The sequence below is a fragment of the Chryseobacterium phosphatilyticum genome, from assembly GCF_002899825.2.
Classification (GTDB): domain Bacteria; phylum Bacteroidota; class Bacteroidia; order Flavobacteriales; family Weeksellaceae; genus Chryseobacterium; species Chryseobacterium phosphatilyticum.
In genome coordinates this window covers 596,899-619,097 of record NZ_PPED02000002.1, presented here as the reverse complement: position 1 = coordinate 619,097, position 22,199 = coordinate 596,899, and the positions used below count along the sequence as shown (strand labels likewise).

At 35.4% G+C, this 22,199-nt stretch carries 19 protein-coding genes; 7 read left to right on the top strand and 12 right to left on the bottom strand.

Going from position 1 to position 22,199, the window contains the following annotated elements:
- Positions 1 to 261: 261 nt before the first annotated feature.
- The 6 genes from C1631_RS09895 to C1631_RS09870 form a co-directional block, all read right to left on the bottom strand.
- Entirely contained in the window at positions 262 to 2,004 is a 1,743-nt protein-coding gene (locus C1631_RS09895; RefSeq protein WP_103248112.1) for an OstA-like protein, read from the bottom strand.
- A gap of 3 nt (positions 2,005 to 2,007) precedes the next feature.
- Entirely contained in the window at positions 2,008 to 2,481 is a 474-nt protein-coding gene (locus tag C1631_RS09890) for a Fur family transcriptional regulator (protein WP_027374694.1), read from the bottom strand.
- 67 nt (positions 2,482 to 2,548) lie between these two features.
- The gene (locus C1631_RS09885) at positions 2,549 to 4,540 is read right to left on the bottom strand and encodes a KUP/HAK/KT family potassium transporter (RefSeq protein WP_103248113.1); all 1,992 of its coding nucleotides are present in this window, start codon (positions 4,538 to 4,540) and stop codon (positions 2,549 to 2,551) included.
- A gap of 119 nt (positions 4,541 to 4,659) precedes the next feature.
- Positions 4,660 to 5,640, bottom strand: coding sequence for a pyruvate dehydrogenase complex E1 component subunit beta (locus C1631_RS09880; protein ID WP_076551132.1), 981 nt, complete (start codon positions 5,638 to 5,640; stop codon positions 4,660 to 4,662).
- A gap of 295 nt (positions 5,641 to 5,935) precedes the next feature.
- The gene (locus C1631_RS09875) at positions 5,936 to 6,355 is read right to left on the bottom strand and encodes a DUF2147 domain-containing protein (protein ID WP_103248114.1); all 420 of its coding nucleotides are present in this window, start codon (positions 6,353 to 6,355) and stop codon (positions 5,936 to 5,938) included.
- A gap of 147 nt (positions 6,356 to 6,502) precedes the next feature.
- The gene (locus C1631_RS09870; RefSeq protein WP_109711926.1) at positions 6,503 to 8,425 is read right to left on the bottom strand and encodes an LTA synthase family protein; all 1,923 of its coding nucleotides are present in this window, start codon (positions 8,423 to 8,425) and stop codon (positions 6,503 to 6,505) included.
- 192 nt (positions 8,426 to 8,617) lie between these two features.
- On the opposite strand from C1631_RS09870, the gene C1631_RS09865 reads away from it, so the two are divergent.
- The 5 genes from C1631_RS09865 (at position 8,618) to C1631_RS09845 (ending at position 11,739) form a co-directional block, all read left to right on the top strand.
- Entirely contained in the window at positions 8,618 to 9,331 is a 714-nt protein-coding gene (locus tag C1631_RS09865) for a CDP-alcohol phosphatidyltransferase family protein (protein WP_109711924.1), read from the top strand.
- 51 nt (positions 9,332 to 9,382) lie between these two features.
- Complete coding sequence (locus C1631_RS09860; RefSeq protein ID WP_109711922.1) at positions 9,383 to 10,147, top strand: 3'-5' exonuclease; 765 nt, start codon at positions 9,383 to 9,385, stop codon at positions 10,145 to 10,147.
- A gap of 3 nt (positions 10,148 to 10,150) precedes the next feature.
- Entirely contained in the window at positions 10,151 to 10,552 is a 402-nt protein-coding gene (locus tag C1631_RS09855; RefSeq protein ID WP_109711920.1) for a putative signal transducing protein, read from the top strand.
- A gap of 84 nt (positions 10,553 to 10,636) precedes the next feature.
- On the top strand, positions 10,637 to 11,242 hold the full coding sequence (locus C1631_RS09850; protein WP_109711918.1) for a fumarylacetoacetate hydrolase family protein: 606 nt from the start codon (positions 10,637 to 10,639) through the stop codon (positions 11,240 to 11,242).
- 59 nt (positions 11,243 to 11,301) lie between these two features.
- The gene (locus C1631_RS09845) at positions 11,302 to 11,739 is read left to right on the top strand and encodes a universal stress protein (RefSeq protein WP_109711916.1); all 438 of its coding nucleotides are present in this window, start codon (positions 11,302 to 11,304) and stop codon (positions 11,737 to 11,739) included.
- An 82-nt stretch (positions 11,740 to 11,821) separates the two neighbouring features.
- Here the strand turns inward: C1631_RS09845 and C1631_RS09840 are convergent, their stop codons facing one another.
- A complete protein-coding gene (locus C1631_RS09840; RefSeq protein ID WP_103247377.1) occupies positions 11,822 to 12,055 on the bottom strand; it encodes a DUF6341 family protein in 234 nt (77 codons plus the stop codon).
- A 42-nt stretch (positions 12,056 to 12,097) separates the two neighbouring features.
- Here C1631_RS09840 and C1631_RS09835 point away from each other — a divergent pair, with 42 nt between their 5' ends.
- Positions 12,098 to 13,003, top strand: a complete 906-nt coding sequence (locus C1631_RS09835; RefSeq protein WP_103247378.1) for a DUF6427 family protein — start codon at positions 12,098 to 12,100, stop codon at positions 13,001 to 13,003.
- 6 nt (positions 13,004 to 13,009) lie between these two features.
- Positions 13,010 to 13,594: a DUF3109 family protein gene (locus C1631_RS09830; RefSeq protein ID WP_109711914.1), complete on the top strand. Its 585-nt coding sequence runs from the start codon at positions 13,010 to 13,012 to the stop codon at positions 13,592 to 13,594.
- Between the two features lie 74 nt (positions 13,595 to 13,668).
- Here C1631_RS09830 and C1631_RS09825 read toward each other — a convergent pair whose 3' ends face one another.
- The 5 genes from C1631_RS09825 to C1631_RS09805 all read right to left on the bottom strand — a co-directional run bounded on the left by C1631_RS09825 (position 13,669) and on the right by C1631_RS09805 (position 22,050).
- On the bottom strand, positions 13,669 to 16,527 hold the full coding sequence (locus C1631_RS09825; protein ID WP_109711912.1) for a M16 family metallopeptidase: 2,859 nt from the start codon (positions 16,525 to 16,527) through the stop codon (positions 13,669 to 13,671).
- Positions 16,528 to 16,661: 134 nt separating this feature from the next.
- The gene (locus C1631_RS09820) at positions 16,662 to 17,348 is read right to left on the bottom strand and encodes a hypothetical protein (RefSeq protein WP_109711910.1); all 687 of its coding nucleotides are present in this window, start codon (positions 17,346 to 17,348) and stop codon (positions 16,662 to 16,664) included.
- A gap of 199 nt (positions 17,349 to 17,547) precedes the next feature.
- Positions 17,548 to 18,882, bottom strand: coding sequence for a trigger factor (locus tag C1631_RS09815; protein WP_103247382.1), 1,335 nt, complete (start codon positions 18,880 to 18,882; stop codon positions 17,548 to 17,550).
- Between the two features lie 161 nt (positions 18,883 to 19,043).
- Entirely contained in the window at positions 19,044 to 19,637 is a 594-nt protein-coding gene (locus C1631_RS09810) for a hypothetical protein (protein WP_109711908.1), read from the bottom strand.
- A 19-nt stretch (positions 19,638 to 19,656) separates the two neighbouring features.
- Positions 19,657 to 22,050 carry a TonB-dependent receptor gene (locus tag C1631_RS09805; protein WP_109711906.1) on the bottom strand — a complete coding sequence of 798 codons (2,394 nt, stop codon included), beginning with the start codon at positions 22,048 to 22,050 and terminating at the stop codon, positions 19,657 to 19,659.
- Positions 22,051 to 22,199: the final 149 nt, after the last annotated feature.

The following is a 22,199-nucleotide window of genomic DNA, read 5'->3' as shown; positions in this document are numbered from 1 at the left end:
ATAATTGAATCAGACAAAAGGAATTCCAAAAAAAACTGCTCAATTGCTTTCCTACAATTTCTTACATAGGATTTATAGAGCAAAAAAATATACCTAAAACAATACTCTCTACACTGTGAGTAAAGTCAATAACAGATAAAAAATTTTCTTACGGTTGCTCCCCTCTAAACGATAGATTTTATCTAACAAAAATTTTAGAGAAATCTAACAAAAATTCAGGAGTGCATAAAAAAAACCGCTCATAAAGCGGTCTTTTTTATATTATTTTCTTGTTCTTTTTGGCTTTTTGGCTTCTTCTTTAGCTTTCTCATCATCTATAGCTTTCTGAGCTTTATCAAACAATTCATTATCAGAGGTATATTGTATTTCCTCATTGTTTGGACTGTCGACCAGAATATCCTGCCATTTCCTGATCCGGTCTTTGGTGTTCCAGTTAAAATCCTGAAACTTTCTCCTCGAAGGTTCTATTTTGCTCATCGGATAGGTATCTGATGTAGCTCCAATACTACATGAAATGATCTGCAGCGCTCTTTCTTCAAATAATGCTCCTATGATTCCGCAGGCTGAAAGGGTAATTCCTATCCTTTCCGGTTTTTTGGTTTCCTGGTCGGTATCATCAACATATGCGATAGATTGAGCATTTCCTACAACTCTGGCTTCTTTAATATCATTCTTCTCATAGTAAACCGTCATAAACTTCCCTTTAACCTGATTGAATTCGTCTTTCAGATTAGTAGAATCGACTTTACTGATGGCAAAAGCATTTCCAATGACTTTTAAAGAGTCTATATTTTCATTTTTTGTATTAAAATAAGCTTCTACCTTATCTCCTGTCACTTGCTTTTCTCCACTCCACAGAATCGGTTTTGTGTACATATGCATAATACCGTCTGTTTCGTTAAACGCAATGGAATCTGCTCTTCCCTGGGCATTCGATTTATATATTCTTGCCTTTTTGTAGGCTCTTAAAAAGCTTTTTTTGATTTTAATATCAAGAGAATCCGGTCTTTGATAAGAGAGTATTTTTTCAGCGGCAAAATAAACGGAATCTTTTTCCATTGCCTTTACAGCATAAGGGTTCTTGGTCATCATTGCAGAATCTTTTTTTTCAAAAATTTCTCCGTAACCTCCTTTTATATATCTTCTTTCCTTTGGATCATCCAATGTTACATTTCCTGTCGCCTTACCAAATCCTGTAATTTGATTAAAATACATATCATCCCCGGTAAGGATTTTATCATTATAAAAGATCTTGGAATTCTTATTAAGAAAGGCTTCTTTAGTACCCATTTTATAAGTTCCTCTTTCAGTATATACCCTGTTTTTGGGGTTCGCTCTGTTGGTAATAGTTGTAGGACCAAAAAATTCAGCCGTATTAGTGTTCTGATTCTGTTTGATATTAACACCCTCAATGATGTATTGGGCGTTATCTATTTTTACATTCCCTACAAAGTCTATCATTTTAGTATCTAAAAAGTAGGTTGCCGACTTTGTATACATCACATTTCCCTGGCTGTCTGAAATAGTTCCTCCCGTATTAAAATAGGCCTGATTAGCAAGTCTGTCATAATACAGAATATCAGTCTTTATGGTTTGCTTAGGATCTGTAAGAACGACATTTTTTCTGGCCACTCCTTTTTGGGTGTTGCCATCATATTCCATTTCCCCTGCGGTAATTACTGAGCCGTCTGCATTTTGAAGCTTTGTATTGCCCATTGCTTTTACAAAGTTTTCTTCGTTGTATAAGACAACTTCATCAGCTGTAAGAACAGACCCCTGATGTTCTATTTGAACATTTCCGGTAAAGTATTGGTTGCCCTCATATTTTGCAGGGTCTTTTATGATTTTATCCGCATGGATAATCTTTATCTTATCTTCTGGCTTTTGCGGTAGTGGTTTTGCCTGTAAAGGAGCTTGCAGATAAGGATCTCTCTTTACAGGTGTTTTATCCTGCGCAAAGCTGAGCGTTGAAATAAAGATAAACAGAAAAAGGATTATTCTCATTAATTAGTCATTCTTAGTGCCATAGAAATATAGCGAATGAGAATCAATTTTTACGCCAAAAGCTTCTTCTATGGCTTCTTTGATTCCTTGAATTCTTGGGTCACAGAATTCAATAATTTCTTCTATTTCTTTATCTGAATCTTTTTTGTAGATCACCAAATGGTCATGCTGCTTGTCAAAATAAGATTTCTCGTAAGAAGAAGAAGTTAATGTCTTTTCTCCAAACTGGTGCTTACGAATTAAGCCTGCATCGAGAAAGATCTCAATAGTGTTGTAAATCGTAGCTTTAGAAACATGATACTTTTTTTGCATCATCAGAAGATACAGATCATCAACATTAAAGTGATGATCCATATTATAAATTTCTTCTAATATCGTATATCTCTCAGGTGTGTTTCTGAATCCCTTTTCTAACAAGTAATTCCTTAAAACATCCTTGATTAAAGCTATATTTTTTTCTTTTTGTACTGTATCCATTAAAAAAATTATCTACAAATTTATTGAATTTTATTTAAATAGATAGTATGGTTTAATGCCTTGTGGCTTAAGAATTGTGACGGAAGTATCCGGATTGTTCAATCTTATTGTCATAAACAGTCAATTCTGTGATCGGTGCAGATTCTACTTCTACGTTGTGTGAGGATACTCCCCAAGCCTTAAAGTCATCACTTCCGATATATTTTACAAAGTTGTAAATATTAAGGGTAATCTTCTGTTTAACAGTTAAAAGGATATCGTTGATATATGTATTATCTATAATAACATACTTAAGATCCGGTGGTATATTATGAGATCTCAAAGACGGATGGCTGCTTCGAGAAGGAATAGTTCCATCTGCCATAAGGTCTCTTAAAACCATATTAAAGTAATCATTGATTCTTCGGTCTACTTTAAATCCTAAAAGGAAATTAATTTTATAAACAGTTCCGGGTAGAATTTCATCTACTGTATATTTGAAAGTGTACGGATCTTCCTGATTGACAATACTTAGAATAAAGTAATGATCTGCTCTCTTGGGCTGTTTTTTGATAATGGAGTAAATAATTTTTGATTCTACTTCATCATTTCTTTTCGCTCTGCTCAGATATGCTAAGTTGGTTGCATATTTTGGAATCGTTTCATCCAGCTTCATATCTTTAAGGATAGAGATATACTTATCAATCTTTACATACTGGATAAAGTTTGCTTTGATCAATCTGCCGTTATACCATGCATACATGCATACCGCAATAAATCCACCCAACACCATGGTTAGCCAACCTCCATCTACAAATTTGATCACATTTGCATAGAAGAACCCTGACTCCAGGAAGAGGTAAACAATGGCAAATCCGATAATAAAAATTTTGTTGACTCTTGTACGACTCAGCCAGAACAATAAAAGAATGGTTGTCATCAACATCGTAATCGTAATCGTAAGCCCATAAGCTGCTTCCATCCTCTCTGATTTCTGGAAAAATATAACCACTACAAAACAGAAAGCCATCAATCCCCAGTTAATTCTTGGAATGTACATTTGTCCTTTAATTCCGGAGGGGTATTCAATATGCTGGTTCGGCCAGAAAGAAATAGACATTGCTTCTGAGAACATCGTAAATGAACCTGTAATTACTGCCTGACTTGCAATAATTGCTGCTGCTGTTGCTAAAATTACACTTGGTAAAACAGCCCATTCAGGCATGATTCCAAAGAAAGGATTTACTCCGTTGTGAACCTGCTGATAATTATCCAGCAACCATGAACCTTGTCCTAAATAGTTTAGAATAAGCATTATTTTAACAAAAATCCAGCTTATTCTTATATTTTTTGCCCCGCAATGTCCCAAATCGGAATACAGAGCTTCTGCTCCTGTGGTACAAAGGAAAACGGCTCCCATAATGACAATTGCACTTGATGAATGGGTAATCAAATTATAGGCATACATGGGATTAAATGCTCTGATAATTTCAATATGATCAAAAATGTGCATCGAACCGGAAACTCCCAGTACCAGAAACCACGTTACCATAATGGGTCCGAAAAACTTACCAATAGATGCTGTTCCAAACTGCTGAACAACAAATATTACAAATAAAATGACCAACGTAATGAGAACTACAGGAGTTTCAGGATTATATATTTTAAGCCCCTCAATTGCAGACATCACGGTTAGCGAAGGTGTGATAACACTATCTGCAACCAGAGTGGATGCCCCAATAATGGCGACGACATACAACCATTTTTTCTTAAGTTTTTTTACCAGTGAATACAATGCGAGAATACCTCCTTCTCCTTTGTTATCTGCTCTCAAAGCAATAATAACATATTTAAGAGTTGTCTGAAGCGTCAATGTCCAGATGATACAGGATAATGCTCCCTCAATGTATTCATCAAAAGGCATAGTAGCGCCATCTTTTCTTGCATTCACAATCGCTTTCATTACGTAAAGCGGTGACGTACCAATATCCCCGAAAACAATCCCGAGAGAAACAATAACGCCTACAAATGAAAGCTTCTTTAAGTCAAAGTGATGACCGCCTTCTGTAACTTCTGCCATATCAGCCAATTTATTTTTTTAAAAGCGCAAATTTAGATCAATTTTATGAAGTCAAGAATTTTTCTTCATGAATATAATAAATGAAAAAACTTCCTTTCGGAAGTTTTTCTCTATTATGATTACTTAACGTACATCGCTTTTTTTATTTCCTCTTTTACTTTTTCAAGTTTAGGGAACCACTCTGCAAATAATGCTGCAGAATATGGTGCAGGTGCATCAGGAGTAGTAATTCTCTTAATCGGTGCATCTAAATAATCGAATGCTTTTTGCTGTACCATATAAGTAATTTCTGAAGATATTGAACCAAATGGCCACGCTTCTTCCAAAATAACCAATCTATTTGTTTTCTTTACAGATTCTAAAATTGTATCAAAATCAAGAGGACGAACTGTTCTAAGGTCGATGACCTCTACAGAGATTCCTTCTTTTTCCATATCTTCAGCAGCCTGCATAGCCAGCTTCATGATCTTACCGAAAGAAACCAGAGTAACATCTTTACCTTCTCTCTTGATATCAGCTTTTCCGATTGGTAAATAGTATTCTTCTTCAGGAATTTCCATTTTATCACCATACATCTGCTCAGACTCCATAAAAATAACCGGATCATTATCCTGAATTGCAGTTTTCAACAATCCCTTTGCATCGTATGGGTTAGAAGGTACTACCACTTTAAGTCCCGGACAGTTGGCGAACCAACCTTCAAATGCCTGAGAGTGGGTAGCTCCTAATTGTCCTGCAGAAGCAGTAGGTCCACGGAAAACGATTGGGCAATTCCATTGTCCACCACTCATCTGACGGATCTTGGCCGCATTATTGATAATCTGATCAATTCCTACCAAGGAGAAATTGAAAGTCATAAATTCCACGATGGGTCTGTTCCCATTCATTGCAGCTCCTACAGAGATTCCAGTAAATCCAAGTTCTGCAATCGGTGTATCGATTACTCTTTTTGGACCAAATTCATCCAGCATTCCTTTTGAAGCTTTATATGCACCATTATATTCTGCAACTTCCTCCCCCATCAGATAGATGGATTCGTCTTTACGCATTTCCTCGCTCATTGCCTGTGCAATTACCTCACGAAAAGTATATTCTGCCATATTTTCTTGAAAAATTTAGACTACAAAAATAGTGTTTTTTATTATACATATCATAAAAAGGCATGTCATTTAAATGAGAGACCCTAATATTAATAATAATTCAAAGAGTGATCATTTGTAGGAGAAGGAAGCTGGAGGCTGGTAGCAGGAAGTTGTCGATGACCGAATATTATTAAAAAATAATTTTTCTTGTTCCATCAGGATAAATGGAAATATTTTCTCTTTATAGGATATTTTCAAAAAAAACAGCATTTCAGAAATGAAATACTGTCTTAAAATTCTATTTAAACTTATATTAATTAGCTTTCTCCCAAACCTGGGTTCTTCCTAATAAAGATAATCCAAGATAACCTCTTACATTCAGCTTATCTCCATTTTTTGTAATGGTACATTTGTATGTTTTACCTGTTTTAGGATCTGTAATACTTCCTCCGGTAAATTCATCGCCATCTTTTTTCAGTCCTCTGATAATTTCCAATCCTAAAATTGGTTTTCCTTTTCTATCATCTTTACAAACTGTACAATTTGGATCAGCCGGCTTTATCAATAATTGAGAAACTTTCCCATAATATTTACCATCAGATTTTTTAAATATCTCAACAATAGATTTTGCCTGTTTTGTCTCGTCGTCTATTGTTTTCCATTTACCTTCTATCTGTGCAAATGTGAGCACACCACATAAAGAAAGTGCGAATGTTAATACCAATTTTTTCATATTTCTTATAGTTTTAATTTCAATACAATATTCTTATCTACGTATTGATAAAAATATAAATTAATTTTCAACAAACAAAAACTTTTATTATACGAAGCATAAAGGCTGAAAAATGAAGATCTTGATCGCTAATCCCTCTTTACTTTTTTAATTCAGTTTCCTATTAATCACCCTATTCATATAATCCTGATACCAAGCTTTAGCAGTTTGTTTTCCCTTTTCCACTTCTGGAGTTTTAAGTTGGTTGATCAGATTCTTTTCAAGCCCAAGATCCATTTTATCATAAACACCAACAATATCTTTTCCGTCAAAACGATAGGTGTAATTTCCGATCATAAACTGTTCCGTACTTCCATCAGAGTTGACTATAATAGAAGGATAGCTTTTATCGCTTACTAGACTTCTGCCCCAGCTTCTTATAGGTTTATTGTAGCCGATAAGATCTGCCAAAGTAGGATAAATATCCGTCTGTTGTGCCATTTCCGGGCTCACTCCTTTGAGCTGATATTCGGGATTTGGAGAGTATAATATTAAAGGAACAGCAAACCTGTTCATTGCCTTCTCATACTCAGAATAATAAATCTGATTGGTATGATCTCCTGTGAATACAAAAATAGTATTATTGAACCAGGGTTCTTTCTTAGCCGTTTCAAAATATTTTTTAATCGCGTAGTCTGTATATTGTATCGGCTCGTGCATTTCAATTTTCCCTTTTTTAAATTTACCATTATATTTTTCAGGAATTTTAAAAGGGTGATGCGATGAAGCGGTAAATACAGTAGTCATAAAAGGCTGTGTCTTTCCCACATTTTTTGCAAAATACTGAAGGAATGGTTCATCCCATATGGCCCACATCCCGTCAAAATCCTCGTCATGATTGTATTCTGTTTTCCCAAAATAATGTTTGAATCCCAAGATATTACCAAACCCCAGGAATCCCATAGAACCATTCGGAGCTCCGTGATAAAAAGAGGTATCATATCCCAGATCATTACAAACTGAAACTATAGACTGTATTTTCTGATTGGAATATGGTGATCCCGTAAAGGCATCTGTAAGACTAGGTATTCCCGCAAGCACACTGCTCATCCCGTGAATAGACTGTCTTCCGTTGGCAAATGTATTGGGGAAAATAAGACTTTGACCTGCCAGACTATCCATAAACGGAGTATAAGAAACATAGTCTTTTATGTTTTTATCTTTGTTAAAGGCTCCTGAATATTCTCTACCGAAAGATTCAACAATAAAAATCACAATATTAGGACGGTTCGTCATTTTTCGGTCATACACTTTGTAAGGAAATACATTGTCCTTAATATATTGCTCATCTACAAAATGAACTTCTTTAAAGTTATTGGTATTTAAGGTTCTGAAAAACGAGAAAGTACTGTTCAATACAACATTCCCTTGTAACGGATTGGTTACAAAACGGGTAGCATCTACCATATTGATAGGTCTTGTACTATGTTTAAAATCCCCTCTGATTCCACCAACCACCAACACAGCTGTGATGCATAAAATAATAATGGAAGAAAGAAAATATGGAACTAGTTTCACAGGTTTCGTCTCCTGAACCTTTACTTTTTTGTAAAGAAAAACCCACAGAATCATCAAAACAATATACCAAATGAACACAAAGGGATGTTGTCCTATAGAAATCATTAATGTTTTAGACACATTCGATTCATGTTCCGCGACCTGAAATACTGCAGATGTAAGCCTTGCCTGAGAAAACTTATAATAAATAAAGTCTCCGAAATTCATTGCATAGGCTATTCCGTTGGTTATAAAATACACCCAGAAAAGAATTTTCTGAAATCCTTTTTTAGTGTTGATTATCAAAGGCAACAAACTCAAAAGGATAAATAGTGCATTAACATATAGAATAGCTGTTGTATCGAAAGCAGCACCGTGATAGGCAAGCTTCACATACTCTAAAAGAGAATCAACCCTTATCAGGTCTTTATTAAAATACCAAAATAAAAGTCTTGCGACCTGATAAAAAAAGTATGCTAAAAAAATTCTGTATAATAATGCCAGAATTTCATTTTTTCTAATTTCCTGTTTCATGACATGCAAAGGAAATTAAAATTATTAAAATAAAAAAACTTAAAAAAAAATTAACTCTACAATTGCCCTTTTTAGTTTATCGACTATATAACTGAAGTTCTTATGCTTTGCTTTTCAGAAATATAAGACAGCTCTTGCACAACCACAGCACATATCACTCAATCTAAGTTTTAATTCCTTATTTTTGTACTTATGAATTTTATAAAGAATAATCTGGCCAATGCCTTAACCCTGGCTAATTTATTTGCAGGTTGTATAGGGGCAATACATCTTATTTTAGGAGACTATCAGACGACGGCAATCTGCCTTATTCTCTCTGCTATCTTCGATTTTTTTGACGGTTTTGTAGCCAGAGCCTTAAAATCAAATTCTAATTTGGGACTTCAACTTGACTCCCTTGCCGACATGGTAAGCTTCGGGTTGATTCCGGGACTTACCATGTATAAAGCTCTTGAACCATTCGGATCGGAACTGCTTGGAATACATTTACCATTTGAAGTAAAATATCTTGGTTTAATGGCAACCAGCTTTTCATGTTTACGATTGGCTATTTTCAATCTTGATGAAGAGCAGAGGTACTATTTTAAAGGATTAAATACCCCTACCAATACGGTTTTACTGTTTGGTTTATATTATGCTTTTAAGGAAACCGGAAGTTTCAGTTTCTTGTTTGAAAGTGAATTGCTGCTGGTTATACTTACTCTCATCACTTCATTCCTCCTGATAAGTCCTGTCAAAATGATTGCAATGAAGTTTAAATCAAAAGCATTAAAAGACAATTATCCAAAAATAGCATTATTAGTAGGCGGCATTGCAATTCTGGCTTTGTTTAAACTCGTTGGAATCCCCATGCTGGTTATCTATTACATCCTGATTTCTCTTGTTTTTCAAAAACAATTGAAGTAGCCAAACTCTACGATAACATTATTAACACATTTTCAAATTATTAATTATAACATGAATTTAAAACTCCATAAACCGCTTTGTGTTTTTGACCTTGAAACAACAGGAACTAACATCGGAAAAGACAGAATCGTTGAAATCTGTATTTTAAAAGTAAACCCCGATGCTTCCAGAGAAAGTAAAACATGGCGAGTAAATCCTGAAATGCTTATTCCTAAAGAATCCAGTGAAATTCACGGAATTTATGACGAGGATATAAAAGACGCCCCTACCTTCAGAGAAATCGCACCTAAAATTATGGAAATGCTTACCGGTACTGATCTGGGGGGCTTCAATTCCAACAGATTTGATGTTCCGCTCCTGGCTGAAGAACTATTACGAGTGGGAATAGATTTTGACCTCAGTAAATTCCGATTGGTGGATGCGCAGACTATTTTCCATAAGAAAGAACCTAGAAACTTAGGGGCTGCTTACCAGTTCTATTGTGGAAAAACTTTGGAAAATGCACATTCTGCAGAAGCTGATGTAATGGCAACTTTTGAAGTATTGGATGCTCAGGTTGGAAAATATGACGATATCCCGAGTGAGATTGCTCCGCTAAGTGAATTTACTTTCCATAATAAAAATGCTGATCTTGCCGGATTCATAGGATATAATGATAAAAAAGAAGAAGTATTCAATTTCGGGAAATATAAAGGACAAGGTGTAAAAGCTGTATTTCAGAAAGATCTTGGTTATTTCGGTTGGCTTCAGAATGCTGATTTCCCGTTATATACCAAAAAGATTTTTACAAAAATTCAATTATCAAGTAAATTTTAAAAGATGTCAAACCTGGTTCGTTTTAAGTTTTATGAAACTGCCCTTGAAGCCAACAGGGACAAGCAGATATTGGCTGATAACGGAGTCAACAGCTTTATTGCCAACGAACAGCTTATTCAATCTGACTGGCTGCTTTCACAGGCGGTGGGCGGCATCCAGCTTCAGGTTTTTGAAAATGATATAGAAAAGGCAAAACAAATTTTACAGGATTATAAGGATAATGAGAAATTTGCTCTCGAGGTAGAACATACTATTTCTGACCCTGAATTTGATTTTGTATGCCCAAAATGTGGTTCCAACCATATCTACAGAGACGATAGTGCCACCAGTTTTTTTGGAATATCGTTTTTAACGAGCCATAAGTTCAAATGCTACTATTGCGATAATGAGTTTACCCACGAATAGGGAAAAGATAAAAATACTAAGACTAATAAGAAGATTGCTTCGTTTCTCACAATAACGGAGTCTGATAAAATAAATAATAGAATTATGAAAATTATCTGCATAGGAAGAAATTATAGTGAACATGCGAAAGAATTAGGAAACGAAATTCCTGAGAATCCTGTTATTTTTATGAAACCCGATACCGCGGTTTTAAAAGGGAATGACTTTTACATCCCTGAATTCTCAAATGACATCCATTACGAACTGGAAGTTGTGGTAAAAATTTCAAAAGGAGGAAAATATATTCAGAAAGAAACGGCTCATAAACATTATGAGGAAATCAGTCTTGGAATTGACTTTACCGCAAGAGACCTTCAGAGTGAGCTAAAAGGTAAAGGCCTTCCGTGGGAGCTTGCCAAAGGTTTTGATGGTTCTGCAGTAGTAGGAAATTTCTTTAAAAAGGAAAATTATAATCTTGAAAACCTGTCATTTTCATTGTTACAAAACAAAGAAAAAGTGCAGGACGGAAATACAAAAGACATGATATTCAATATTGATGATATTATAGCTTTTGCATCTCAATATTTTACGCTAAGAGTAGGTGATCTTATCTTCACAGGAACTCCAAAAGGGGTTGGAAAAGTGAATGAAAATGATATTCTAGAAGCTTATCTGGAAGAGGAAAAAATTCTGGATACCCGAATATTATAAGTATTTAACACCAAAGTCTGGCAAATTTTCCCTATCTTTAGGTAACAAAATGAAAGGTTATGATAAATATTGTATTGCCCGTAGATTTTGGGGACAAGACAGACCAATTGGTGGAAGGTGCCATAAAATTTGCAAAACAGCTTAACGGCAGAATTTACCTGATCCATGTAGCACCTTCAGATATAGGCTTTGCCATCGGTGATATGGGATTTCAATATTTTCCGGAAGTAGAAGCCAACGAAATCAGAGAAGAACTCGTTCAACTCAACAAGATTGAACAAAGGATCATCGCTCATGATATTGATTGTGAACACCTTTTAAAGCAAGGGCTTGCAAAGGATATCATTATTGAATATGCAAAAGACAAAAATGCAGATTACATTGTAATGGGATCTCATGGAAGAAGCGGAATTTATGATGTGTTTGTAGGAAGTCTTACAAAAGGACTTACCAAAAGTTCTCCGGTTCCTGTTTTGGTACTACCAATCCACGACTAAGAAAAGAAAATTTTAATCGTTAGTATAAAAAAACCGATCAAATAATATTATTTGATCGGTTTTTTACTATATAACCAATTAATTAACCTTCTTTTTTGTAGATATTCGGATCATAGTAAGGATGCTTACCTTCCGTTGGAGAATAATAGTCTTTATCTTTATCGCCTCCTAATGTTACCACCAGTACATAGCACCAATAAATAAATAGGACACAACAAACTGTAAATAAAATCCAGTTTAAAACATTACCGAAAGTATCAAAGAAACCGAAAGTCCATTTGAAAACTTTACTTAAGAATAGAAAGAAAGACGTCATTATTTTCCTTTTTTAAATTAACTTTGTACAAATTTATAAAAAATGTTTAAATTACTTTCAAAAGAAAGCAATATTTTTTCAATTCCTGTTTATATTGGTTTTCTTCTTTTAGTAGTAATAATATTTAACATACTGAATTTCAACACTTATGAAGCAATCGTTGCCGGAATTACTTTTCTGGGAATCGCTTTGGGATATTTTTGTTTTCACAGTATTGCTCTTAATTATCAGACCCATCTGCCCTTATTTTTATATACCTGTTTTGCTTTTGGGTTATATCCCGGAAATCTGGATATAGGAATAGCCGTTTCATTGCTTACCAATTCTTTCCTCATTCTTCTTCTGACCAGTGCAGATGAAGATATCAGAAAAAAATCTTATGTACTGGTGGGGGCTATTGTAGCTTTAAACTTTATTTTTCTCCCCACAACATGGCCCATGGCGGTGTTTGTGATTATTCACGTTATTGCTACCTCTGCCAAAGTAGGATTAAATATCTTCAGATTTTTACTGGGAACCATACTGATTGCTTTTAGTTACTTTTCAGTGATGTATTTCGTACAGTTTACTTCCTGGAATATTGATTACTTCCCTTTTGGTAAAATGAAACCTCTGGCCGATTATACAGAGCTGCTACCTTTGATTCCTGTGGCCCTGATGCTTATGTATGCAGTGTATGACCATTTTCAAAATTATAATAAGAAAAGCCCGATAAGCAGATATAAATATACTTTTCTGCTGGTCTTTTCTCTGGCTCAGCTTGTTACCATTATCATGTATATGAATACCAACTATGAGTATCTGCTGCTTCTGGCATTTCCTTCAAGTATAATTCTGAGCAGGATGATGAGATTTTTACCAAAATATTGGATGCAGGAAGCCAGTTTATGGCTTGTTATTATTAGTTTACTGACCTTTAAAGCAGGTACGGTTTTTGACTTATTTTAAAAAATTATGATTCAGATAGACGATAAATTGATTTCCGAAGAAATTTTTTCCGAGGAATTTGTTTGCAACCTTACCAAGTGTAAGGGAGCATGTTGTGTGGAAGGAGATGTAGGAGCTCCGTTAGATAAAAACGAGCTTGAAATATTGGACGGTATTTTTGACAAAATAAAACCTTATCTCACTCAGGAAGGTATCAAAGCCCTTGAGGAGCAGGGAACATGGACTACTGATCCACATGACGGAATGTATGTTACTCCTATGGTGGAGGATCGCGAATGTGCTTATGTAACGTTTGATGAAAAAGGAATCACAAAATGTGGTATCGAAAAGGCCTATGAAGATGGTGCTGTAGATTGGCAGAAACCTATTTCCTGCCACCTTTACCCTATCCGCATTACGGAATATTCTGCTTTTACCGCTTTAAATTATCATGAGTGGAATGTATGCAGTGATGCCTGTACTCTTGGGAAAGAACTTCAGGTGCCTGTCTATAAATTCCTAAAAACACCATTGATAAGAAAGTACGGAGAAGAATTTTATAACGTTCTCAGCGGAGCAGCCGATGAATGGAAAAAAGAATACGGTTCGTAATCTCCTTGGATTTGAATGACAATAAAAAAACCGCAGAAATCATGTTCTGCGGTTTTTTTATGACAAGCAGGTACCTATTGTTTTATTCCTGCATTCGTATTTGTTTTTGCTCTGACATCAGCATTCTTAACATTTTCCCACCCATCTTCCGGCATTAGGATCGCTATATTTCTTCCTTTTGAAAGGTACTTTTTAGCAACATCCTGAAGATCTTTTACAGTAATTGCCTTTACTTTGTCCTGGTAATTCAGAATATCATATTGATCACTTCCGTCTATCTGACTTTGTGCAATTCCCTGCAACCAGAATCCATTGTCTTTAAGGCTTGTTTTATATTCGTTGTATTCTCCTTCCTTATATTTATCAAGGTCCTTTTGATCTGGTCCTTTATCAATAAGTTTTTGAAGCTCAGCAATGGCACTCTTGGTGAGTTTATCCACATTTTCAGGACCACAAGGGAAGTTAATACTAAAACTATAGGTACTATAGGGAACCTTGCTCATTCCTCCACTAGCTCCACCACCATAAATACCACTTTCTTCTTCTCTAAGCTTTTCCAGAACTTTGATAGTCGCCACCTCTCCAAGAGCTGAAAGTGCAAACGCGTCTTTCTCATTGTATGGGGCTTCTCCACTGTAAGAAATGTTGACCAGACTCTTAGGTTCTTTCCCCTTCTTGTACACTTTTTTATAATCTCCTTCCACAGGTCTGTAACCTGTATCTTTAAAAGTAGAAGGCTGGCCTGATGCAGGAAGGCTTGCAATATAGTGAAGTACTTCATTTTTAAGTTGTGTTTCATCAATATTTCCTACAAAATAAAACTGAAAGTTCCCTGCATTGGCAAATTTCTGCTGGTAGATATCATATGCTTTTTTGTAGTCTGTGTTGATCCAATCTTTTTCGGTAGGTTCAAGACCTAAGAATCTTGGATTTTTCTGATTAACAAACTTTGCATATTCACTGGAAAAATAATATTCAGGATCTGAGGCCAGATTGGTCAGCATTGCAGATTTCTTTGTTTTATAAGCATTGAATGAATCCGGGTTATAATTTAGCCCAGTAAAACAGGCATAAATTAATTCCATGGCCGTTTTTAAATCTTTTTTAGAACTTGTCCCTGAAATGCCTTCGGTCAATCCACCGATGTAAGAACTTGCACTCACCTGCTTACCTGCAAGATAATGTGTAAGATCTGTTTTGGAAAGACCACCAATTCCAGCTTCCAGCAATGCATCAAAAGCAAATTGTGTTTTGTTGTAATCTGCATCCGGAATTATTGAGCTTCCTCCTAAACTTACGGCAGCAAATACAATTTCATCATCTTTGAAATCTGTTTTCTTAAAAGTAACTTTTGCACCGTTACTTAAAGTCCAGGTCGTTGTTCCCAACTTAGTATCTGTAGTTGTATGGGTAATTTTTCCTTCGGATTTAAAAGGTTTTATCAGGCTCTCAACCCTAGTTTTTCCTTCATAAGGCTTAAGATTAGCTAACTTTAAATTTTCAAAAGTTTTCAGAACCATAGATTCTGTTGGCATGGTGATATGATCTTTTTTAGGACCGGTAATCACTACTACTCTGCTGTCATCTTTTACCAACTTCTCAATAACACCATTTGTTTGCTCCAGTGCCACCGTTGGAAGAAACTTTTTAATATGATCATATTCCCAGACAATTCCCGGTATGGGTTCCTTTCTTAGAAAATTACCAACATATTCACCAACCAGCGCACCACTTTCGTTCTTATCTTTATTATTGTAAGCCCATTCATAAGAAGCAAGAACCTGTTCTTTTGCTCTGTCTAATTCAGCAGGAGTAAACCCAAATCTTTTTGCTCTTTCAACTTCTTCCAAAAGAACTTTCAGTGCATTCAGCTGATCACCGTCTTTCGTTATGGCAGATCCCTGGAAAGCTTCTTTGGTTCTGGCATACGTTCCACCGTGATATACAGAGCCATATGTAAAGGGTGGATTGGTTGAGTTTATCAGTTCTCCTAATCTGCTATTCAACATCATATTCACCAATCCTTCGATAACCCTCTGATTATATTGTTCAACGGTTGTATCAGGCTGATAGGTTTCAGAATCTTTGATGATAAACTGTACCCCTGAGCTTGTTGCATCAGGATCAGTTTCAATTGCAACAAGTGTTTCTTTATGGTTTGGAAGGTCAAAAATTTTTCTTTCTTTTGGATGAGCAGCTTTCTTATATTTTTCAAAATTATTTTTAATCTTCTTTTCAACCTCTTCTACGTTAATATCACCAACAACAACAATTGCCATCAGGTCCGGTCTGTACCAGTCGTGATGAAATTTTCTGATTGCATCAGGTGTAAAGCTTTCAATTATCTCTTTCTTTCCCATGGGAAGGCGCTCTGCATACTGAGATTTATAGAGTTGTTTCGGAAGATATTTGTCCTGCATTCTTTTATCGGCGCCAAGACCTAATCTCAGTTCTTCCAATACAACACCTCTTTCTTTGTTAATCTGCTTGTCTGAAAGAGTAGCGTTAAATGCCCAGTCTTCCATTACTTTCAATCCGGCATCCAGATTCCCGGGTTTATCAAGTGGAACGGGAAGCATATAAACAGTTTCATCAAAACTGGTGTAAGCATTAAGGTGTTGTCCAAACTTTACTCCTATGGATTGCAGAAAATCTACCAATTTATTATCCGGAAAATTTTTGGTTCCGTTGAAGTTCATATGTTCCATAATATGAGCTAATCCTCTTTGATTTTCATCTTCAAGAATAGATCCGGCATTGATAGCCAGACGAAAATCAACTTTCTTTTCAGGAAGTGCATTTTTTTTAATATAATACTTCATTCCATTGGAAAGTGTACCGATTTTTACAGAAGGATCTACAGGAATATTTTGTCCGAAAAAACTTGAGGAAATCAAGCTGACAATCATCAATGAAATTAATCTTTTCTTCATATGCTTTCTTTTTCATTGCAAAAGTATAGAATATTTGTAGACTTAGAAAAACGAGAGTGGTAAACTATTGTTAAAATGAGTCCATAAAAAAAGCCGGAAAACTTCCGGCTTTAGGTATTATAGTAAATAATTCTTTACTTAAAATCTGCATCCGTAACTCCGGAATTCAGAACAATCTTAGTGGTTTTGATATTCACTTTTTGTCCTGCTCCTTCAGCTTCTACTTCTGCAGGGAATTGCAATCCGTCTACTGTCATGTAGCTTTTCATCGTTACATTTCCTTCTCCTGCAAGTGTTTTATATAAAAGGTTTGTTTTCGGATCAAAGTAAAACTTTCCTTTATCTGAAGAAAGAACATTATAATCCTTTCCATCTAATTTTTCAACCGTTACATTTTGAAAATTAGCAGCATCAAAAGCCAGGGCATCTACCGGTCTTCCTTTTTTAAAATCAGCGATTTTATTGGCAGGAATTTCAGTTTTAGTTCCCATCTGATCAAAGTATCCTTTTTCACCGTCAAATAACTGAACCATTTGTTGCCCCATCAAAGACTGTACAGATTTGAATTTATTTCCTAATTTCTTTGTGGTCATTGTAATTTCCATACCTTGTGCACTGATTGTATTGTCAGTAATAATAGATTTTACAGCCTCTAATTTATCTTTTCCTCCTAATGCTTTAAAATAATTATCAAGCACTTCTTTAGAAGTTAAATTCGATTTTACAGCCTCCGTCTTTACAGAAGCGGCATCTTTCTTCTGAGCTGCAGCCGGAACAGAAAATAGTACGACACAGAAAAATGGAATGATGATCTTTTTCATATAATAAATTTAAAGAGTAAATATATGAATATTGACTGACATGCAAATACTTGATGGGTGATAATTGACCGATAAAGGATATGCGTGAAAAAAGTATAGCAGGCATAGCAAATCAATAAGAAGAATCTTTATTTCAGAAAAGAGAAATAAAAAAAACCGTCAAAAACTGACGGTTTTAAATATTTATATCGATGTATAATTATTTTTTAAGTTCTTCTAAAAATTCGTCGTGAGAAATTTTAGTTTCTTTTTTGCTTGCTTTTTCAAGAATTACATCTTTTAATTTAGCCATAGCAACTTCAGAAGAAATTTGTCTTACCTGCTCCTGATCTTTCAACATTTCAACAGCATATTTCTGAACTTCTTCATCACCTAAGTGGTGGATTCCGTAGATAGCCAATTGGTTTTTCACTAATTGCTCAGCTTGTGCCAATACATCAGCATAATCAAGATTGATTTCGTTATCAGTCATCAGTTTTCCTTCGATGATCTGGTATCTCAATTGATTTTTCTCTGCTTCAAGGATTTCTTTAGCCTGCTCTTCAGACTGGATGTTCTGGTTAGAGAACATTAACCATTTCACAAGGAAAGCTTCAGGAAGTGCTACTTCTTCTTTCTCAGTTACTTGCTCTAACACTTTATTCACAAAGTGAACATCAGCATTTTGCTGGAAATACTCATCCAATTCAGCCTTCACTTTGTCTTTCAACTCGTCTTCAGACTTGATGTTTCCTTCTCCGTATACTTTATCGAATAGATCCTGATTAAGCTCAGCTAAGTTTAATGAATGGAAGTCTTTTACTTTAACTTCTACTTCGTTGTGGTGTAGGTGTTCAACTTCTTCTTTGCTGAATCCTAATCCTTTAGCCAATTCTTCATCACCTGCAAGAGTTTCTTTAGTTACTTTTACAGACCCATCCATTTTCAAACCTTTTACCAATTTGAAAGCTTCTTTGTTTTCAGCTGTAACGGTAATGTTTTTTGGATGGTGGTGGTGCTCTCCTTCAGCATCTTCTTCTACCACTTGAGAAACTTCTAAAGCGATATAAGAGTCTTTAGTGATTTTATCTTGAGGAACCTGCTCAGCAAAACGCTTCTGCATGTTTTCAATACTCTTGCTGATTTCTTTATCAGAAGCTTCTACTTTGTAGTGAGGTGCTTCATATTTAGCTAAATCTATAGTGAATGCAGGCTCATATCCTACTTCGAAAGCAACTTCTAATTGATCAGCGTTGTAATCCAACTGGTTTACTGGCTGAGGAACAGGTTGACCAACTAATCTTAGTTTGTTTTCGTTAACATAGTTGTTCAAAGCATCAGAAACCTGTCTGTTGATTTCTTCAAATGCAATACCTGCTTCATATTGTTTTTTAACCATACTCAAAGGCACTTTCCCTTTTCTGAATCCAGGAACTTGCGCATTTTTAGCATAATTAATCAACTGCTTCTCTACTTTTTCTTTGTAGTCAGATTTTTCCAATGTTACTGTAAGCAATGCACTTACGTCATCATGGTTTTGTGCGGTAACCTTCATTATTGATTAAAATTTTAGGTTGCAAAAATATGAATTTTTTATGAAAATCACCTATTTAAAATCAACTTATAACGCCAAATATTGTTAAATAAAAAACCACCGGAAAATTCCGATGGTCTTAACAAGATAATATCTATCAATTGTGTTTTTTTAAGATCTGTTTAGTTGTTTAGATTATAGGTAGCCTGAGCATCTGTTTCTCCACCCGACTGCTGACCATAAACAACACCGTTTCCACTTGTTGCAGAAGCTTCAGAAACCGTTTTAGGCTCGTGATAAAGAGTAAGAATCAATTGTGTACTTGTTGCAGCTGGATTCTTAATTGCTGTGTTCACTACCCACTTTGTTTTTAAACCCACATGTTTACCATCACCACGTGTAGAGGACGAATCATCAGTACGGGTTAAAGCAATATCTGAATTCGGGAAATTATAAACTAAAAAATGTTCATCTTTTGCGGTTTTAATTTCATTGGTAGCATCTTCGTCTCCATTTTTAAAGATTACTTCTACATTATAGGTATGCCCGTTAACCAGCTTAACATTGGGGTTAGAAGTACTGTTTACCTGATAATCATAAATAACCGGAGTATTGGGAGTAGCCTCATCAGTAACTTTTAATAAGATATTTGAAAGTTCTTCCTGCGGAAGGTCATCTGCTTCATCGTCACTTCTGTTACAAGAAGTCAGGTTTAAAGAAACAGCAATAACTAAAAGGGTTAAAATAAGTGTTGTATTTTTAAAAATATTTTTCATTGTTTTGATTTATAATTAATTAAAATTGATATTTAAGAGTTAAGATAAAGCTTCGTCCCATCTCATCAGAGAAGTAACGTAGTCTGTTCAAATAATCGCGATATGCTGTGTTGAACACATTGCGGACAGAGAAATCAACTCCAAGGTTTTTAGACAGATTGACCCCTGTCTGAAGGTTCCAAAGGGAATACCCGTTGGGTGGTGTAGAAATATCTACCTCTTTTTTATACGAATTACCATTTGTGTCATATTTTGTAATCAAAATATTATAGATGGGAAATCTGCTTTGTGCCAGCACTGTTTTATTACTTACATTGAAATAAAAGCTCTTCCATTCTTTTTTACTGAATTCCAGAGAGTTGTTAAACGTTGCAGGCATCATCATAATCAATGGCACATCGTGGGTAATATCCTGGCCATATACATACGAAGCATTTCCTTTATAGCTAAGATGATCATTAATTTTAAGGGCTACATCCAAATCTGCTCCATACATTCTTGCATCTATCTGCTGGAAATCGTAAACCACAAAATCTCCCCCCCATTGAGTATTACTGTATCCTGTAGGAATTTCATTAATAAAATTTCTGGTATAAAAGAAATAAGGGTTTACTGAAATATTTAATCCTCCCAGAACCTTTAGTTTCATATCAGCAACTAAATTAAACTGGTTACCCGTTTCATTTTTAAGACTCAGATCTCCTCTTTCTATAATCGCTGCAGAATGGTGCAATCCGTCAGCAAAAAGCTCAGCAACGTTCGGAGATCTGGACACTCTTGCATAATTAAATTTCAAATTGAAATTTTCGGAAGGGTGATAAACGATCCCGGCATTTGCAGAAATATTATTGTAATTAAGGGCAGGCTTTGTAAGAATTCTGTTTTGATTAATTCTTACAACAAAATCAGAGTAATCCTGCGCATACTTGTTATTCCATCGACTAAGATCATACCATTTTGTCACTTCATAACGATCAAAATCATATCTTCCTCCAATTTCCAGGTCAAGATCCGACAAAAATTTATACTTATATACGGAGTAAATTCCTGCATAGAACCTGTCATAATTAGGCACCAGACGTCTCGCTTCAGTCTTTGTCGTAGAATAATTGTTTTGGTATCCTCCGTTGATTCCGGTTTCGAGGTTCCATTTTGGTCTTTCAATCAAATGGTTAACACTTAAATCATGAGTAATAAGCTCAAGATCCAGTCCCGGTTTTTTACTTAATTCAGCTGTTCGACGGATATCATACTCTTTTCTGTGATTATACTGAAAACTATAGGTTGCTGTAACTTTCCCAAAATCCTTAAATCTTTTGTATGCAGAAACCTTTGCAATATGATGCTCAATCTCCTGTTTCGGATTATCAATATTATAGCTAAAATCTCTGGTATAAATAGGCTGTTGATTTGATAAAGCCTCATCCAGATCATCAGCAGAGCCCACGTGAGAACTTCTCAAAATTCCTATTGAGCTCTTGGTAAGATAATAGTCAAATGAAATTCCTTTATCAAATGTCAGCTTTTGTACTCCGAAATTGAATCCCGAACTTTGTAATCCGGTATTCATCAGACCATAATCCCGAGCTTCTAAATCTCCAAGCTTTTTAAAGCTTCCGTTGGTTTTTACAGCCCAGCCATTTTCCCAGGTTTTTGCCAATTTCACATTCAGATCGCCCCCTCGACCATTAGAGATTCCCGAAAGAGAAACTAATCCCATAATCGTATCTTTTTTGGGCAGGATCTGAGGCTGCAAAATCACTACACCTCCTACAGCACCGCTGCCGTACTTAAGAGCCGAAGCCCCTTTTACCACATCAATGTGTTCAAAATTGTTAACATCAACGTTCGGAGCATGTTCCACTCCCCATTCCTGCTCTGCCAATTTCACCCCATCATTGATGATAGAAACCCGACTTCCATATAACCCGTGAATGATGGGCTTCGCAATATTATTACCGGTTTTCAGTACATTGACTCCGGAAATATTTGTAAGAAGATTGCCTAAATTCTCTGTAATATTTCTTGAAATTGTAGACTTATCAAGGGTTTTAACCACAAGACTCCCATTGTTTTTATGGCTTCCATGCAAAGTCACCGTTTCAATATCATTACTGTGGTGTTCCAGAGTAATTACCAGATGTACATCCTTATCAACTCCTATATTTTCAGTATAATCATTGCAATCAGGATGTTTGGCAATGAGTGTATACTTCCCTGCAGGGATTTTATCGAAAGAGAAAACTCCCTTCTGATCTGTTTTTGCTGTATAGTTTCCTATTTTCACTACTGCATTTCCCAGCAGACTTTTATCGTGAAAATCCTGAACGGTTCCTTGTACAGTATATGTTTTTTGTGCACTTGTAAATACTGATCCGCAAAAGATCAGCAGCAGGCAATATATCAATTTCATTGTAAATAGATTGATTGCGTACCTTTTTAATAGGTACATTTTCGTTAAAATTTGTTAGAGGGGTTATTATATGTACAATACAGAAAATACTTTATTTTCATGGTCAAAATCCAACGTTAGTCATTGGGTATTCTTGAATTATAGTTACC

What these genes read in the sequence shown, in the direction of transcription:
- C1631_RS09820 (WP_109711910.1), bottom strand. Translation starts at nt 17,348, where the DNA reads ATGAAAAAGATCATCATTCCATTTTTCTGTGTCGTACTATTTTCTGTT.
- C1631_RS09870 (WP_109711926.1), bottom strand. Translation starts at nt 8,425, where the DNA reads ATGAAACAGGAAATTAGAAAAAATGAAATTCTGGCATTATTATACAGA.
- C1631_RS09845 (WP_109711916.1), top strand. Translation starts at nt 11,302, where the DNA reads ATGATAAATATTGTATTGCCCGTAGATTTTGGGGACAAGACAGACCAA.
- C1631_RS09840 (WP_103247377.1), bottom strand. Translation starts at nt 12,055, where the DNA reads ATGACGTCTTTCTTTCTATTCTTAAGTAAAGTTTTCAAATGGACTTTC.
- C1631_RS09855 (WP_109711920.1), top strand. Translation starts at nt 10,151, where the DNA reads ATGTCAAACCTGGTTCGTTTTAAGTTTTATGAAACTGCCCTTGAAGCC.
- C1631_RS09850 (WP_109711918.1), top strand. Translation starts at nt 10,637, where the DNA reads ATGAAAATTATCTGCATAGGAAGAAATTATAGTGAACATGCGAAAGAA.
- C1631_RS09875 (WP_103248114.1), bottom strand. Translation starts at nt 6,355, where the DNA reads ATGAAAAAATTGGTATTAACATTCGCACTTTCTTTATGTGGTGTGCTC.
- C1631_RS09825 (WP_109711912.1), bottom strand. Translation starts at nt 16,527, where the DNA reads ATGAAGAAAAGATTAATTTCATTGATGATTGTCAGCTTGATTTCCTCA.
- C1631_RS09880 (WP_076551132.1), bottom strand. Translation starts at nt 5,640, where the DNA reads ATGGCAGAATATACTTTTCGTGAGGTAATTGCACAGGCAATGAGCGAG.
- C1631_RS09830 (WP_109711914.1), top strand. Translation starts at nt 13,010, where the DNA reads ATGATTCAGATAGACGATAAATTGATTTCCGAAGAAATTTTTTCCGAG.
- C1631_RS09810 (WP_109711908.1), bottom strand. Translation starts at nt 19,637, where the DNA reads ATGAAAAATATTTTTAAAAATACAACACTTATTTTAACCCTTTTAGTT.
- C1631_RS09890 (WP_027374694.1), bottom strand. Translation starts at nt 2,481, where the DNA reads ATGGATACAGTACAAAAAGAAAAAAATATAGCTTTAATCAAGGATGTT.
- C1631_RS09885 (WP_103248113.1), bottom strand. Translation starts at nt 4,540, where the DNA reads ATGGCAGAAGTTACAGAAGGCGGTCATCACTTTGACTTAAAGAAGCTT.
- C1631_RS09805 (WP_109711906.1), bottom strand. Translation starts at nt 22,050, where the DNA reads ATGAAATTGATATATTGCCTGCTGCTGATCTTTTGCGGATCAGTATTT.
- C1631_RS09835 (WP_103247378.1), top strand. Translation starts at nt 12,098, where the DNA reads ATGTTTAAATTACTTTCAAAAGAAAGCAATATTTTTTCAATTCCTGTT.
- C1631_RS09895 (WP_103248112.1), bottom strand. Translation starts at nt 2,004, where the DNA reads ATGAGAATAATCCTTTTTCTGTTTATCTTTATTTCAACGCTCAGCTTT.
- C1631_RS09865 (WP_109711924.1), top strand. Translation starts at nt 8,618, where the DNA reads ATGAATTTTATAAAGAATAATCTGGCCAATGCCTTAACCCTGGCTAAT.
- C1631_RS09815 (WP_103247382.1), bottom strand. Translation starts at nt 18,882, where the DNA reads ATGAAGGTTACCGCACAAAACCATGATGACGTAAGTGCATTGCTTACA.
- C1631_RS09860 (WP_109711922.1), top strand. Translation starts at nt 9,383, where the DNA reads ATGAATTTAAAACTCCATAAACCGCTTTGTGTTTTTGACCTTGAAACA.